A 15,466-nucleotide genomic window follows, 5' to 3' on the forward strand; every position below is an offset into this window, starting at 1 on the left:
GCAGGTATGACGCAACCGGAGAGACTGATATGGCGAAAAATTATTATTTAAAATCGCTGTTTTATTTTTTAAAATCAAAGCAACTTGCTCTGGTCACCATCTTTTTGCTGACAGTCCTTTCAGTGCTGGGCATGATTGTATCACGAGACAGCGCCGATGTTGCCCTGCGGCGTGTGTTTGCGTCTTGGTGGTTTATAGTTACTGCTTTTGTCTTTTTGCTGAACTTGTTTCTTTGCACCGTATCTCAGCTCAGATCTTCTGTCGTGCGCAGGGCCGGCCTGCATACATGGGGTAAAACGGTTTTTCATGTTGGCCTGGTTTTGGTGGCGGTAGGGGGTTTTGTTTCAACAGGGTTTAAAATGACGGGTTATTTTATGGTTGCCGAAGGGGAAATAAGGCCCGAAGTGCATACTAATTACAGGAAAATTGAGGAAGGACCGTTATTCAGTGAAAAAATGCACCAGGGCTTTGTCGTAACCCTGTTGAAACAGAGTCCCGTATACGACCGCCAGGGTAGAGTAAATTATATCAGATCAAAGGTGGCAATTATAGAAGAGGGTAAAACTGTGGCCGCCCACTGGGTAGAAAAGGGGTCACCATTAATTTATAAAAATTACAGGTTCTTTTATTACCTGGCGGGTTTTGCCCCTATGGTGACTATCAGGGACAGCAATGGAAAGATAATTTACCAGACATTCCTGCTTTTGAATACTTACCAGGAAGGGGAAAAACCGGCTGCTTATTTAGTGACGGGGCAGCCTCTGTATGAAACACCGTTTACCGTTGATTTGCAATTTTTTCCTGATGCCAGGCAGAAAAACGGGAATTTGATCGGTGTGTCTGACCGCTTATTAAATCCTGTGGCTTATATAACCGTATATGACAGAACGAAGAAAAAGCTTGCCGAAGGTATAATCTCCGACAAACAGGGCGTACTGTTGCCGGGCAAGCAAACAATTGCCCTGGGTAGTGAAGTGCGGCGATGGGTTGGACTGGAAGTGGTCAATGATCCTGGCGCCCGGATCTTATTTGCCGGGTTTTGGGTATCTTTATTTGGTTTAATCATGTTTTTCCTCAAGGGCTTACAGCTTAGGATTAAGGAGGCTTAATTTCTCGTGGATTCTGTTAAAGTGCAAATCATCCTTTATTGGATTTCGGTAGGTTTTTATGCCGTTGCTACAATTTTGCTTTTCAGTTCTACTATTTTCGGTAAAGGCAGGTTCTTAAAACCGTCACTCTTTCTTGCTGCAGCAGGATTTGTCGCCCATACGGCTGCTTTAATTCTGCGCTGGAAGCAGACAGGCCATTTTCCTTATTGGGGCACATACGAAGTTTTTGCCTCTTATGCCTGGGGCGCTGTGGCTTTTTACCTGATCGTGCAGTTATTCAGACCAAACTTAAAAATTTTAGGGGCCCTGGTCCTTCCCCTCTCATTCATCATGATTGGGATAGCTGTCATGACTTCTACCGAGGTGAAAGAAATTCCCCGTACCTTTTTCACTTATTGGTTAGGCATCCATATCCTTTTCGCCAAGCTTTCCTATGGGTCGGCATTAATTGCTGCGGGGGTAGGCATCCTATACTTACTGAAAGAGTCTTCTGAATTGCGGGGCCAGGTTCATCCTCTACTGGAAAAACTCCCCGATATAAAGAAGTTAGATTATCTGAACTATCGGTTTGTCGTTTTCGCATTCATCATGTTACTGATCATGATCGCTTCCGGTTCAGTATGGGCTTATAAGGCCTGGGGGCGTTACTGGGGATGGGACCCTATAGAAACCTGGGCTTTTATTTCCTGGCTTGTTTATGGATTTTACCTGCACTTGAGAATTACTTACAGATGGCAGGGCAAAATGTCGGCCTGGATGTCCATATTTTGTCTGCTGTTGGTTTTGTTTGCTTTTTTTGGCATACCCCTTATTTATCCCAGTGTTCACGAACACTTAAAATACAGTGGACTGGCCTGATTATTTCGGCTGTTTCCCTCCGGGCCTTTGCCGGGACGAGATATTCAAAATGAGGAGACATAAGGAGTTTTGGCATGATCAGAAAGATTTTGTTGCTGACGCCCCCCTATCATACAGGAATTATAGAGATTACCGGAAACTGGCCTCCTTTGAACCTTGTTTACCTGGCGGGGTCTTTGCGCCAGGCCGGATTTGAACTTGCAATTTATGATGTTATGACTTTACGCCATGACCTGCAGGATATAGAAAAATACGTTGCTGCCAACAATCCTGACGCGGTGTTGATTGGCGCCTATACGGCAAGTATTAACGCGGCTCTTGATACGCTGGCTGTTGTGAAAAAGGTCAATCCCTCCGTTATCACAGTTCTGGGAGGAGTACACGCCAGCTTCTGTTTTGAAGAAATACTTAGAAACAATCGAGCCGTTGACTTCGTTGTCCGGGGCGAGGGAGAGATTACCGCAGTCGAGTTGTTTAGGTCCCTGAACGAAAGTACGGACCTGACCCTAGTGCAGGGCCTGGCTTTTTTACAGGGCGACAGATTGGTGATTACCGGAGAGAGGCCCTTAATTGACGACCTTGACAGTTTACTGCCGGCCTGGGATTTAATAGATTGGAATAATTATTACTATAAAATAACTAACCGGCGGTTGGGGCTGATGAGTTCGTCGAGGGGATGCCCCCACCGGTGCAGTTTTTGTTCGCAACATCTTTTTTGGCGGGGTACATACAGAGAAAGGTCGCCGCAAAACTTTGTATCAGAAGTTGAGGTTTTATATAAACAATACGGTGTCCGCATGATTATGTTGGCCGATGAATATACAACTTATAATCGCCGGCGGTGGGAACAAATTCTGGACTTGCTTATAGAAAAAAAGATGGACCTTCACTTCAGTATGGAGACCAGGGTGGAAGATGTCCTGCGGGACCGGGATATCCTGTGGAAATACAGGCAGGCCGGAGTAATGCACGTGTATATTGGTGTTGAATCGGTATTCCAGAGTTCCCTGGACAGGTACAATAAAGGACTGGAGGCGGCAAATTCCAGGGAAGCCATAAAACTTCTGGATGAGGCCGGCATTATTACCGAATGTTCTTTTATATCGGGCAACCTGGAAGAAACCCCGGACACCATGCAGCAAACCCTGCAAAAAGCCCTGGAATTCAACCCCGATTTGGCGCACTTCCTGCTGATCACGCCGTGGCCGTACACACCGCTGTATGAAGAATTGAAACCGCACATTATTGAGCACGATCTGAGCAAATACCATTTCGTTTATCCCATTGTCAAGCCTTTGCAGATGGACGTTACCGAACTTTGGGATAACTTGATTAACTGTTTCCGGGTCTTTTACATGGAGAAGGTAAAGCAATGCCTGGCTTTGCCGCCGGGGTTCAAAAGAGACTACATGCTTAATTCGATTCAGATTATGCACCGGGAATTTTTTGTGGAAAACTTTGGCAAGCAGACAATTAAGCTGCCAGAGGAAATGGGCTATGAGATAGAAAGGCTTTTATCCGAGAATATGGGGGGAATTGATATGGAAAGGAAAAAATATGCTGTGGATTCACCGATGGTTCAGGAATTGGACCGGCAAATTATGGAGTTTATTGAAAAAGGAATAGACAACCACGATGAAGAAACCTTTAATCGGCTGGCCTTAGAGGAATTTGAAATCCAGTTTCATGCGAACGCGAACTATCGCGAATACTGCCTGAAACAGGGCAAAACTCCGGAGAATGTAAAACGTTGGGATGAAATTCCGGCCATTCCGACCCAGGCGTTCAAAGAAGCAGTTATTGCATCATTTCCCCTGGAAGAGGCAGAGCTGGCTTTATTGACCAGCGGCACCAGCGATCCGCGGATGAAAGGCAAAATATACCGTGACAAGCGTAGCATGGAGATGATTATTAAAAGCAACTATTTGTTGACGAAACATTTTGTTTTTCCCGACGTGGACAAAATGCGCATTCTGCTGCTGGTACCTTCGCCCAAAGTAGCCCCCGCCATGGCTATGGCCTTTGGGCTGAACCGGTTAAAAGAAACCTTTGGCACGGAAGACAGTATGTATCTTATTACCCCCGAAGGGTTCAATGCAGAAGCAATGGTGGAAGCGCTGAGGAAGGCAGAAAGTACAGGAGAACCCCTTGCCCTTGTGGGAGCAACTTCCGGTTTTGTCTATTTCTTCAATTATTGTAAGGAAAACAACCTGACCTTTAAGCTGCCGCCGAAATCAAGGATTTGCGACGGCGGTGGTTACCAGGGAACCTTCGGAAGTTGCACGCGGGAAGAATTTTACGCCGGATGTGAAAAATATTTTGGCCTGTCCGGTGAATACTGCGTAAATATCCTTGGTATGAGTGAGAGCGGCACCAATTACTTTGATAATACGTTAAGAGAAAAACTGCTGGGTTTACCCATTACGGAAAGGCACAAGGTCAGCCTACCATGGACGAGAACCCTGGTTGTCGGACCGCGCACAGGCCAGCGGCTGCCCAAAGGAGAGATAGGTTTAATCAGGCACTACGACCTAACCAACAGGGCTACAGTTTTTGCCGTACAGACTGATAATCTTGGTTATGAAACTGATGGCGGATTTGAGATTGTTGGCCGGGCGGGGGGAAAAATACCCGGATTTGGACTGGAACCAACCAGTGTGAAAGACTGGATCCTCGCAGGCCACCGCCAGGGCGCTGCCGGATGTTCTGCTGCCACCGCCGGTTTTATCTATAGTCGGGGAAATCATCCTTCCATGCCACACAGCCACCCGTGTTCTACGGTGGCCGATGAGATGCTGAGGGCCCACAGCCACCCGTGTTCCACGGTGGCTGATGAGATGCTGAGGGCCCACAGCCACCCGTGTTCTACGGTGGCTGATGAGATGCTGAGGGCCCACAGCCACCCGTGTTCCACGGTGGCTGATGAGATGCTGAGGGCCCACAGCCACTTGTGTTCAACTGTAGCTGACGAGATGATCATGAAAGGAAAGCCAAAGGAATAGATCCCTAATAAGCCAGATGCGTTTACGCATTTGGCTTTTCACATTTTACGGGCAACTATTTGTGAACTCCGGTATTAGAAGAAAAAGAAGGGTTTCATGGTTTAAATTGTTAGACAATTTATTTGTGATATTTGCAGGAATTAAAAAGGGGTTCTAGAATATAGAATTGCTCAGACGTTTCGCTATTACAGCGCTAACATCGTTTCGCTGTTACAGTGCTAACATGGCGATTCTAGAAAGAGGTAGTTTATATGAAGCAGCAAATTTTGAAATGGGTTGGAGCAATAGTCATCTTAGCAACTGTGGGGACCTATTGGGGCTTGAAACAGGTCCAGGGTTATTTCCTGCAGGCGGATTTGAAATTTGTCAGACATGGGATGGTAACAGCACAGAGAATTAATACGGTGAATTTGGATTTGGAGCGGCCTATGGGAGTTGCCGCAAAAGGTGATTTATTGGCTGTAGCCGATGCAGGAAAACAAAAGGTTATAATTTTAAATACGAAAAATAAAAAAAGGACTGAAATAATTCAGGCCGGGGACCTTGGCAGGTTTTCTTACCCTGTGGACCTGGTTTTTGGCCCAAAGGGATTATTATATGTAGCCGACCTGTATAAAGGCCGGGTATTTGCTTTTGATCTCAACGGAAAATTACACAAAATATATCCTTCAACTGCTCCTGGGGAAGAGGTTACTGCCATCAGCCCGACTGCCATTGCCTTTGATAAAAAGGGCAATCTTTACGTAACTGATGTAGGCAGGCAGAGGGTAGCCGTTTTTGACCCTGCAGGCAGATTTCTTTTCAGCTTTGGTCAAGAAGGCACAGGGAAAGGAGAATTTCTTTTCCCGAACGGTATTGCGGTAGATACTGCCGGTAATAAAGTTTATGTTGCCGATACAAATAATTTACGCATCCAGGTATTTAACGAAAAAGGGAAATTTGAAACGGTTTTCCCGATGCCGCAAGGTATCCGCCTTTCTGCTCCCAGGGGGCTGACCATAACCGGGAAAAAGGAATTATTGTTTGTTGATGCCTTGGCTAACCAAATATACTTTATTAATCTTAAAAGCAGAACAACCAACGTGGTTGAATTAAGTGCAGGGATGGCATTTCCCAACGATATTACAGGGAATGGACGGAAATTCTTCGTAGCTGACCGGGGAAACAAAAGGTTGATATCCTTTACCATTAACTCTGGTGAGGTGAAAAAACATGAAGAGTAAAAGACTTGGCCTAACCGGATTACTGATTGCGGTGGTAACCGGTTCGTTTGGTTTTTTTACAGTTTCTTCCGCCTGGGCCGCGCCCAGTGCCCCTGTATACGTCTATGCAAAAGGAATCAGTAGCTCAGAAATAGGCATTAACTGGACATATGTATCTGGGGCACAGGGTTATTATATTTACCGTAGCACCACGGAAACGGGTGCTTACGAGAAAATTGGCCAGACTACGGGGGCCGATGCAACCTATTATGTGGATAAGGACGCTGATTATAACACTCCAGGTATCCAGCCAATAGGGGCTTCTACCGAGTATTTTTATAAAGTGGCTGCCTACGACGGTACCGGCCAGTCGGCCTTAAGCGGTGTGCAGGTCTTTACTTATACCAATCAGAACGGCCAGAGTATCCGCGAGGTCCTTTCCAGAGGAAAGACTTTGCCCGCCCAGCCTCCCGGGGGGGTTACCATAACCGATAACCATGACGGAACAGTTAAAATTTCCTGGAATGCATCTGCAGAGCCCAATGTCAGAGGGTACAATATTTACCGCGCCGACAGCAGTGGGGGAACCTTTGTAAAACTTAACAGCGGCCTGGTAACTGCTACAGATTATACTGATAATGTTTCATTCTTCAGGGACTATTATTATACAGTAGCGGCTATTGATGATAAGGACCAGGAAGGAATCAGGTCAGCGGAAATTTGGATTAAACCCCAGGCTAATCCGGTTGCGAATGTTCCGCACGTCAAATTTCAGCAGGATGCCAAGGAATGCGCCTATTGTCACGATTCCCATTCGGCATCAGGACAGGATTTATTGACTAAGGTTTCCGAGGCGGAAGTATGTTTTGTCTGCCATGATGGTACCGGTAGCAAAAATGCCATCAATCAGGAGTTTAATGGGAACTATCCTTCCAAACACCCTGTGGGGCAAAACGGTTTGTCCTGTGCAAGCTGCCACGATGCGCACCTGGATTCAAAAGCTGTTGATTTAAGCGGAAACAGGCTGTATCCTGCTATATTGCGCCCCGTTTCGATAAACGGAAATATGGTTTACAAGGGTAACGAACAGTGTTATAAATGCCATGGTACCGGTTCGACTTTAAAAGGCGGCGATCATAAGGCTTCCTTTGAATCCAGTGTGCACAATTTAAATATGGCCAATCCGCCGTCAGGCACCGAAATAAAATGCATATCCTGCCATGAACCCCATGGCGCGGCAAATGCAAACTTAAAAAATTACAGAGATGAAAACTTCTGTTTAGCTTGTCATAGTTCCAATCAGGCTTCTGCGGCGCCTGATATATACAAAAAATTTACTGCAGGGAATGATAGTTACACCAGGCATGATGTGTTGGGGACTGACCGGCAAAAATCAGGAGCAAGTTTAGGTTGTATAAACTGCCACAACCCACATAATGTGACTGCGGAAAGAAAAGTAACCGACCCGGACAACCCTTCACCGAGCAGTCTCTGGACAGGCTCCAGGAATGATTTCTGTTTAAAATGTCACGACGGTACCTTTCCAACGGATACCCAGACACAGCCATATGCGCCGGGTGTCGGTTCGGGTACAAGGACTTTAATCAATATTAAAAACTACAGCAATTACCATTCCCGGTTTGATTGTGTTGTCTGTCATGATCCGCATGGTAGCATAAACAGCTACAGTTTAAAGACCGAAACCACTTCCAATACCGGAGTAAATAAGATTGGCCTGCTAACTTATAGTTGGATCTATCAAAATAACGGCCAGCCGGCTCTAGGGGTGGACGCAAGATTCTTCTGCAACAGTTGTCATGGACCCTCAAACGGCCATATTAACAGCCAGAGTTTCCCGACGAATTGTTTCAGGTGTCACAGGCACGATGGTAAATTCTAGATTACTTTGATAAGATATACCGGAGGATGTTGAATACAAGTAGAGTGTGTGGAACAGGTCAAATGCTATATCCCGTTATAAATGGTTGCATTTGGCCTGTTTTCCTTTTGTATTTTTTGCATAATGAATTTCTAATAGCGGGGAATAGTAAAATTATTAAAATGCCTGCAATTTGCACCAAAAATGACACACATTTGCCATAATTTTATGCTACACTTTAGTTGGATAAAAAAGGGGACAAAACCCGTTAAAAAGGAGGAATAATCCCATTTATATAGAATAAATTACAAGTTAGTCCGTTTCATAACACCATTATATTACATGTAATTAAATGGAATACAGGAAGGGTGATAGTGTGGGAAAAAAGAAACAAAATGCGGAACCGACGGAAGAAGAACTTATACCCAAAGACGAGGGTGGAGGCATAGTTAATGCTGTTTGGCGCTTTTTCAGTTCTATGAAACTGGGGATTTTCCTGCTGATTATCATCGCTGTTGTTTCTATAGTAGGGACCCTGATGAGGCCCGATCCCAATACAGGTGAATATATGTATTACCGGACCGTGTGGTTCAGGTTTTTGTTGTTTATGCTGACGATGAACCTGTTTATATGCAGCGTAGCCAGGTTCAAGGGTCTTCTTAAGGCCATGGAGCCTCCAAAAACTGATTTTAACGAAGGATTTGTCAAGAAACTGAAATACGCCGCTACGGCAAAAATCAAATCAACTGCTTCCGGTGCAGAAAACACACTGGAAAATGCGCTGAAAGGTCATGGTTACCGGGTAAACAGTAAACGGGTTGACGAAAAGGTTTTTATAGCTGCCGATAAAGGGCGTTTCGGGGTATGGGGCTCCTTTATCAGCCATATAGCTTTTATCGTTATCGTCATAGGCGCCATTATCGGGAACCTCTACGGGTTTAACGGGTTTATCAATGCCTTGGAAGGAGAAACCTTTAACCTGGGTGATGTACAGGGTATTAAAAACGTAGACCCCAGCGATTATTTCGACGTTAGGGTGGACGATTTCCGGGTTGAAATGCGACCCAACGGTATGCCCAAGGATTATTTCAGTGACCTGACAGTGATCGATAACGGCGAAGAGGTTCTGAAAAAAACCATTGAAGTCAATGACCCGTTGAAATACAAGGGAATTGTCTTTTACCAATCCAGTTACGGACAAGTTACCGATATCAGCGGAACTTTTAAGACTAAATCGGGTGAGACCCAGGAGATATCCACCTATGAAGGCGGAGTAGTGGCTTTGCCCGGAACAGGGTTAAGCCTTAAGGTGGCCAAATTTATTCCTGATTACGATCCTCAGTATGGTACTGAGTCCAAGTCCCCAAATCCAAATAACCCGGCTGTAGTATATGCTGTTACCCAGGGACAACAGACTATCGCCATGGATGTGGCAAAATTAAATACTCCCGTGGAGGTAGCCGGTGGCACCCTGGAATTCACTAAGTTTGCCGCCAGGGAATATACCGGACTGCAGGTTAAAAAGGACCCCGGAGTACCTGTTGTTTGGCTGGGATGCGGTCTCCTGGTATTTGGGGTAACTTTATCCTTTGTTATTCAGCATCGCAAGATTTGGGCTGTTATCTCTGACGAAGCCGGAAAGGCTATAGTAGATATTGGCGGTATGACTCTGAAAAACAAACTGGCTTTCGAACGAGAGTTCAACCGGATTGTAGAAACTATTAAGGAAAATAAATAAGGGGGGAGCAACAGTGGATTTTACACAATTGGAACAAATAGAAAATGTCTTGTTTTATGTAACCTTCGGCGCTTATTTGGTGGCATCTGTTTTGTATATTGCTTACCTGATTAACAAAAGCGAACCCGTAGGTAAAGGAGCAACTGTTGTTACAGTTATCGGATTTATAGCTAATTCGGCAGCACTGGTGATCCGGACAATTGTGTCAGGCCATGCCCCCTTTGCAAATGGGTACGAATTCCTGATGTCATTCTCCTGGGGAATCGTTATTGCTTACCTTTTTGCCGAATTCAAATATAAGTTAAAGGTTATCGGTTCTTTTACACTGCCTGTGGCCTGGCTCCTGCTGGCCTATGTAATGATGATTATGCCCGCAGACCAAAGAGCGCCCGGGGACCTATTCCCTGCTCTACAGAGTAATTGGTTGACCTTCCATGTTGTAACCGCTATGTTTTCCTATGGCGCTTTTGCAGTTTCCTTTGGTATCGGTGTAATGTACCTGATTAAAGAAAACCTTGAAAAATCAAATTCCAAAGGGTTATTAAATGAAAGGCTGCCTAAGGCTGAAATGTTGGATGAATTAAGCTACCGTTTTGTAGCTTTTGGGTTCCCGTTATTATCCCTGGTTATAATTACCGGCGCCATATGGGCCGAATTTGCCTGGGGAAGATATTGGAGTTGGGACCCTAAGGAAACCTGGTCGCTGATTACCTGGCTGGTTTACGCCGCTTACCTGCATGCCCGCTTTACCTATGGTTGGAAAGGCAGGAGGGCTGCTCTTATGGCGGTAATCGGATTTGTCGCCGTTCTATTCACCTTCTTTGGCGTAAACTATTTCTTGCCCGGTCTGCATAGCTACGCGTTAATTTTCTAAACCCGAAGTCATGACCGGCCTGGTCATGACTTTCGTCTCTGTTTTCCAGGCATTGGTATTGACGTGAAAAACTTAGAATTCTTTCGTTTTGCTTGTTTTCTTGGAAAACATTTACCCTTGGTCGAGTAATTTTTTTAAGTTATAATTTGTACAAGGGTCGAAAGCAAAAAAGCAGGTAAAGGTGATTGTTTGTGGAATGCTGGAAGAAAAGACCCTTTTTTGTTGTAAAAAACTAAATTAGGGGAAGGGTTGCAATGTATAACTTCTATCCCATTTATCTGAATCTGAGGAACAAAAAATGCCTTGTGGTAGGTGGAGGAAAGGTAGCCGAAAGAAAGGTTCGCTCTTTACTTGAGTGCGGGGCCAGGGTTTATGTAGTCAGCCCGGAGGTAACCCCTGCTTTGGAACAGTTGGCCTGGGAGGGGGCAATTACTTTTGTCCGGAGGACTTATACCACTACCGATTTGGAAGGCTCTTTCCTTGTTGTTGGAGCTACGGATGACGAAAAAACCAATCAGAGGATAGCCGATGATTGTTTTGAACGAAATATGCTGGTGAACATTGTGGACGACCCACCGAAATGCAATTTTATTGTTCCGGCTGTTGTCCGTCAGGGCGCTTTGTCTATTAGTATTTCCACCGATGGGAATAGTCCTGTGTTGGCAAGAAAAATAAAGGAAAAGCTGAAACGGGAGTATGGTCCCGAGTATGCGAAATTTCTGGAGATCATGGGTGATTTGCGCCGGAAAATCATCAGTTCCGTGCCGGATGAATCGGTGCGACGTCAAATGTTTGAAGACCTTGTTAATTCAGATATTATTAACTTGATTAAAGAGGGAAATGAAGAAAAGATAAAGGAGCGGATTAACCATGTACTTAATCGTGGTAGGACTCAATCATAAGACTGCTCCCGTCGAAATCAGAGAAAAACTCAGTTTTCCTGAACATTCTTTAGCAGAGGCTTTGGCAGAAGTCAAGAAAATTAAGGCAGTACGCGGCTGCGCCATCCTGTCTACCTGTAACAGGACAGAAGTATATGCCGCCGTATTGGATGTGGAACAGGGACTCAGAGGAATCAGGGAGTTCCTTGCCAAGCGTTGCCGTTTGTCCGCAAGTGAAATACAGAACTATCTGTATAATTATACCCTGTTTGATGTCATCAACCATTTGTTCCGTGTAGCTTCAGGATTGGATTCCATGATTCTCGGGGAAACCCAAATTCTTGGCCAGGTAAGACGGGCTTACGAGATAGCCTGTGAACTGGGAGCGACAAACGGAGTATTGAATACCTTGTTCCTCAGGGCAATTACAGTGGGTAAAAGAGTACGGACAGAAACTGAGATTGACAGGAATGCCGTATCCATAAGTTACGCTGCTGTGGAACTGGCCAAGCAGATATTCGAGGACGGCATTCAGGGTCGTTCTGTTTTAATTGTAGGCGCTGGTAAAATGAGTGAATTAACGGCCAAGCACTTGGTGGCTAACGGTGTTTCAACGGTATTGGTATCGAACCGGTCCTACGACAGGGCTGTTTGTTTAGCCAAGGTATTTGGTGGAAAAGCTGTTAAGTTTGACGAACTGTTTACTTACATGGAAACTGCAGATATTGTCATTAGCGCTACAGCAGCCACTCATTGCATCATTAAACCCCAGGATATCGAAAATGTTATGAAGAAAAGAAACAACAAGAAGATGTTTATTATAGATATTGCCGTACCAAGGGATGTGGACCCTGCGGTCGGTTCTATTGAGGGCGTTTCCCTGTATGATATCGACGATTTAAAGAATGTTGTGGACAGCAATCTGTCCCAACGCGAAAAAGAAGCCCGGAAAGCAGAAAAAATAATCAAAAACGAAATTGATGAATTCTGGAAATGGTTAAGCAGCCAGTTTGCCACTCCGACAATTGCCGCTTTGAAAAAACGGGGCGAGGAAATCAAGCAAAAAGAAATTACCAGGGCCTTTAACAGGTTGGGTAACCTGACGGACCGGGAAAAAAAGGTAATCAGTTCCATGGCTAACTCAATTGTTAATCAATTGCTCCACGACCCTGTTATTCAGCTCAAGCATTACGCTCCTACCCATCAGGGACATTTATATACTGAAATTCTACAAAAACTGTTTAACCTTGATGTGCCGGGTCAAAAGATACTGGAGGGACAAACAGGGCAACCGCAGTCTGGGGATCTGCAGGCAGAAAGGGCTGCTGCCGGCCATGGCCAAGCCGGACAATCTCATACAGGTTAGTCCGGTGCGATGCATAAAGTTTATCCAGATTAAGATATGGAGGATTGGATATGGCACGTGAAATTGTGGTAGGTACCAGGGACAGCGCCTTAGCCATGTGGCAGACCAACTGGGTTGTCGATAACCTGCGGAAACTTAATCCGGACTATACTTTTAAAATAGTCAGCATGAAGACGCAGGGTGATAAAATCCTTGATGTGGCATTGGCCAAGATTGGCGATAAAGGCCTGTTTACCAAGGAACTTGAATTTGCCATGCTGAGGAATGAAATAGATTTGGCCGTACACAGTATGAAGGATTTGCCTACAGTACTGCCTGAAGGACTTAAGATAGGGGCTATCTGTGAAAGACACGACCCAAGGGATGTTTTAGTCGCCCGGGACGGTATCCTTTTAAAAGACATGCCCCAGGGAGCCAGGATCGGTACCAGTAGTTTGCGTAGGACGGCTCAACTGCTGAAATACAGGCCTGACCTACAGATTATTTCTCTTAGAGGCAACCTGAATACTCGCATGGCCAAATTGGAGCGGGAGAATCTGGATGGTATTATTCTGGCTGCTGCCGGTATTGAAAGACTTGGTTGGGCTGACAGGATTACCCAGCGTATACCTTTTGAAGTATGTTTGCCTGCTGTCGGTCAGGGTTCCATAGGTATTGAAATCAGAGAAGGCGATGAAGAGGTATCCAGGATAGTTGACAAGTTAAATCATGGTCCGTCTGCCGCCGCAATAACGGCAGAAAGGGCAATGCTGAAAAAGCTGGAAGGTGGGTGCCAGATTCCCATCGGAGCGCTGGGCAGAGTGGAAGGAGACAGGCTGACTTTGGAAGGTGTGGTAGCCAGCCTGGACGGAAAAGAACTGCTTCGCTCCAGGGTGGAAGGACCTGCCTCGGAAGCAGCATCTCTGGGCGTTGCTCTTGCTGAAAAGCTTCTAGATATGGGAGCTTTAGAGATATTAAAATCTGTAAGACAGGAGTTTGAATAAACATGGCAAAAGGAAAGGTATATTTAATCGGAGCCGGTCCGGGAGACCCCAAACTGATAACGGTAAAAGGTCTGGAGTGCATTCAGAAGGCTGATGTTATAGTTTATGACCGGTTAGCCAGCCCCAGGCTGCTTACCTATGCCCGGCCGGATGCCGAACTTATTTATGTGGGAAAATCCCCGGACCGTCATACCTTAAAGCAGGACGAAATTAATATGGTTCTGGTGGAAAAAGCCCTTGCAGGTAAAAACGTTGCCCGTCTAAAAGGCGGTGACCCTTATGTTTTCGGACGCGGCGGCGAAGAGGCAGAAAAATTGATTGAGTACGGCATTGAGTTTGAAGTGGTACCGGGCATAACTGCCGGTATTGCCGTCCCTGCTTATGCCGGTATTCCCGTTACCCACCGTGATTTTACCTCTACCTTGGGTATTATTACGGGGAATGAGGACCCCACCAAGGAAGATAGTTCCATTGACTGGAGTAAGATATCTACAGGGATAGGGACATTGGTATTCTATATGGGGATGGCGAACCTGCCTCATATTGTGGACAAGCTCATAGCCAACGGTCGCCCCGCAGATACACCCATTGCCTTGATCCGCTGGGGGACTAGGCCTGAACAGCAAACCCTGGTAGGCACGTTGGCTGACATTGTGGATAAAGCCAGGGCTGCTGAGTTTAAGAACCCGGCCATCATTATTGTCGGGGAAGTTGTTACCTTGCGGGATAAATTATCCTGGTTTGAAAAGAAGCCGCTTTTCGGTAAACGGGTATTGGTTACTCGTTCCAGGGAGCAGGCCAGCGCTCTGTCCGAGAAAATCGAAGCCTTGGGGGGCGAGCCATGGGAATTTCCCACTATCGATATTGCTGAACCCGACGATTTCGGTCCCATGGACAGGGCCATTGAAGAAATAGAAAAGTACGACTGGATTATTCTGACCAGTGTAAACGGCGTTAAGTCTTTTTTCAAAAGATTGAATGATAAGACCAAAGATATCAGGGATTTAAAAGGAATTCGTTTATGTGCTATTGGGCCCAAGACCCGGGAAGAATTGGAAAAATACGGCTTGAGGTGCGATTTTGTACCCAATGAATACCGGGCCGAGGCAATTATTGAAGGCTTGAAAAACGAGGATATGTCCGGCAAGAAGGTTCTCTTGCCTAGAGCTGACATTGCCCGTAAGATTATTCCCGATACTTTAAAAGAATTGGGCGCTGAAATTGAGGAAGTTGTTGCCTATAAAACAGTGATGGGTGCAGGTAACGCTCAATTGCTCAGGGATATGTTAGCCGAGAAGAAACTGCAGATACTGACTTTTACCAGTTCTTCTACGGTGAAAAACTTTGTCCAAATGCTTGATGCACCGAATTTACAGGATTTACTGGCTGATGTTACGGTAGCCAGCATTGGTCCCATTACCTCTAATACGGCCAAGGAACTGGGGATCCGCGTGGATGTGGAAGCACAGGAATACACAATAGACGGTTTAGTTGAGGCCATTTTGAAAAGTGTTCAATAAGGTTTAATATTAGGTGATATGCCTGATGGAAAACTTTTTATGAACAACAATCTT

The 15,466-nt window shown here is 45.5% G+C and carries 11 protein-coding genes; all 11 read left to right on the plus strand.

Translation table 11 applies throughout. From position 1 onward, the window contains the following. The first annotated feature begins 29 nt into the window (after nt 1-29). The 11 genes from Tfer_RS00390 (at nt 30) to cobA (ending at nt 15,412) form a co-directional block, all read left to right on the plus strand. Nucleotides 30-1,109 (plus strand): cytochrome c biogenesis ResB family protein, encoded by a 1,080-nt coding sequence (locus Tfer_RS00390; protein ID WP_052216398.1) that lies wholly within the window; start codon nt 30-32, stop codon nt 1,107-1,109. 6 nt (nt 1,110-1,115) lie between these two features. Beyond that, nucleotides 1,116-1,967 carry a c-type cytochrome biogenesis protein CcsB gene (ccsB, locus tag Tfer_RS00395; RefSeq protein WP_052216399.1) on the plus strand — a complete coding sequence of 284 codons (852 nt, stop codon included), beginning with the start codon at nt 1,116-1,118 and terminating at the stop codon, nt 1,965-1,967. Between the two features lie 74 nt (nt 1,968-2,041). Next, the gene (locus Tfer_RS00400) at nt 2,042-4,969 is read left to right on the plus strand and encodes a B12-binding domain-containing radical SAM protein (protein ID WP_052216400.1); all 2,928 of its coding nucleotides are present in this window, start codon (nt 2,042-2,044) and stop codon (nt 4,967-4,969) included. Nucleotides 4,970-5,220: 251 nt separating this feature from the next. Beyond that, nucleotides 5,221-6,192: a 6-bladed beta-propeller gene (locus Tfer_RS00405; RefSeq protein ID WP_052216401.1), complete on the plus strand. Its 972-nt coding sequence runs from the start codon at nt 5,221-5,223 to the stop codon at nt 6,190-6,192. Further along, nucleotides 6,182-8,071: a cytochrome c3 family protein gene (locus Tfer_RS00410; RefSeq protein ID WP_052216402.1), complete on the plus strand. Its 1,890-nt coding sequence runs from the start codon at nt 6,182-6,184 to the stop codon at nt 8,069-8,071. The genes Tfer_RS00405 and Tfer_RS00410 overlap by 11 nt, the downstream gene beginning before the upstream one ends. 355 nt (nt 8,072-8,426) lie before the next feature. Further along, entirely contained in the window at nt 8,427-9,788 is a 1,362-nt protein-coding gene (gene resB / locus Tfer_RS00415; RefSeq protein ID WP_052216403.1) for a cytochrome c biogenesis protein ResB, read from the plus strand. A gap of 13 nt (nt 9,789-9,801) precedes the next feature. Further along, nucleotides 9,802-10,662 carry a c-type cytochrome biogenesis protein CcsB gene (ccsB, locus tag Tfer_RS00420; RefSeq protein ID WP_200900990.1) on the plus strand — a complete coding sequence of 287 codons (861 nt, stop codon included), beginning with the start codon at nt 9,802-9,804 and terminating at the stop codon, nt 10,660-10,662. Between the two features lie 254 nt (nt 10,663-10,916). Beyond that, nucleotides 10,917-11,564: a precorrin-2 dehydrogenase/sirohydrochlorin ferrochelatase family protein gene (locus Tfer_RS00425; RefSeq protein WP_052216404.1), complete on the plus strand. Its 648-nt coding sequence runs from the start codon at nt 10,917-10,919 to the stop codon at nt 11,562-11,564. Further along, nucleotides 11,533-12,909 (plus strand): glutamyl-tRNA reductase, encoded by a 1,377-nt coding sequence (gene hemA, locus Tfer_RS00430; RefSeq protein WP_052216405.1) that lies wholly within the window; start codon nt 11,533-11,535, stop codon nt 12,907-12,909. Before Tfer_RS00425 ends, hemA begins: the two co-directional genes overlap by 32 nt. A gap of 50 nt (nt 12,910-12,959) precedes the next feature. Continuing rightward, nucleotides 12,960-13,892 (plus strand): hydroxymethylbilane synthase, encoded by a 933-nt coding sequence (hemC, locus tag Tfer_RS00435; protein WP_052216406.1) that lies wholly within the window; start codon nt 12,960-12,962, stop codon nt 13,890-13,892. A gap of 2 nt (nt 13,893-13,894) precedes the next feature. After that, nucleotides 13,895-15,412, plus strand: coding sequence for a uroporphyrinogen-III C-methyltransferase (gene cobA, locus Tfer_RS00440; RefSeq protein ID WP_052216407.1), 1,518 nt, complete (start codon nt 13,895-13,897; stop codon nt 15,410-15,412). Nucleotides 15,413-15,466: the final 54 nt, after the last annotated feature.

The organism is Thermincola ferriacetica (assembly GCF_001263415.1).
GTDB classification, from domain to species: Bacteria; Bacillota; Thermincolia; order Thermincolales; family Thermincolaceae; genus Thermincola; species Thermincola ferriacetica.

Coding starts and splice junctions, on each gene's coding strand:
- Tfer_RS00410 (WP_052216402.1), top strand. CDS start 6,182: ATGAAGAGTAAAAGACTTGGCCTAACCGGATTACTGATTGCGGTGGTA.
- hemA (WP_052216405.1), top strand. CDS start 11,533: ATGTACTTAATCGTGGTAGGACTCAATCATAAGACTGCTCCCGTCGAA.
- Tfer_RS00400 (WP_052216400.1), top strand. CDS start 2,042: ATGATCAGAAAGATTTTGTTGCTGACGCCCCCCTATCATACAGGAATT.
- Tfer_RS00425 (WP_052216404.1), top strand. CDS start 10,917: ATGTATAACTTCTATCCCATTTATCTGAATCTGAGGAACAAAAAATGC.
- Tfer_RS00390 (WP_052216398.1), top strand. CDS start 30: ATGGCGAAAAATTATTATTTAAAATCGCTGTTTTATTTTTTAAAATCA.
- Tfer_RS00405 (WP_052216401.1), top strand. CDS start 5,221: ATGAAGCAGCAAATTTTGAAATGGGTTGGAGCAATAGTCATCTTAGCA.
- hemC (WP_052216406.1), top strand. CDS start 12,960: ATGGCACGTGAAATTGTGGTAGGTACCAGGGACAGCGCCTTAGCCATG.
- cobA (WP_052216407.1), top strand. CDS start 13,895: ATGGCAAAAGGAAAGGTATATTTAATCGGAGCCGGTCCGGGAGACCCC.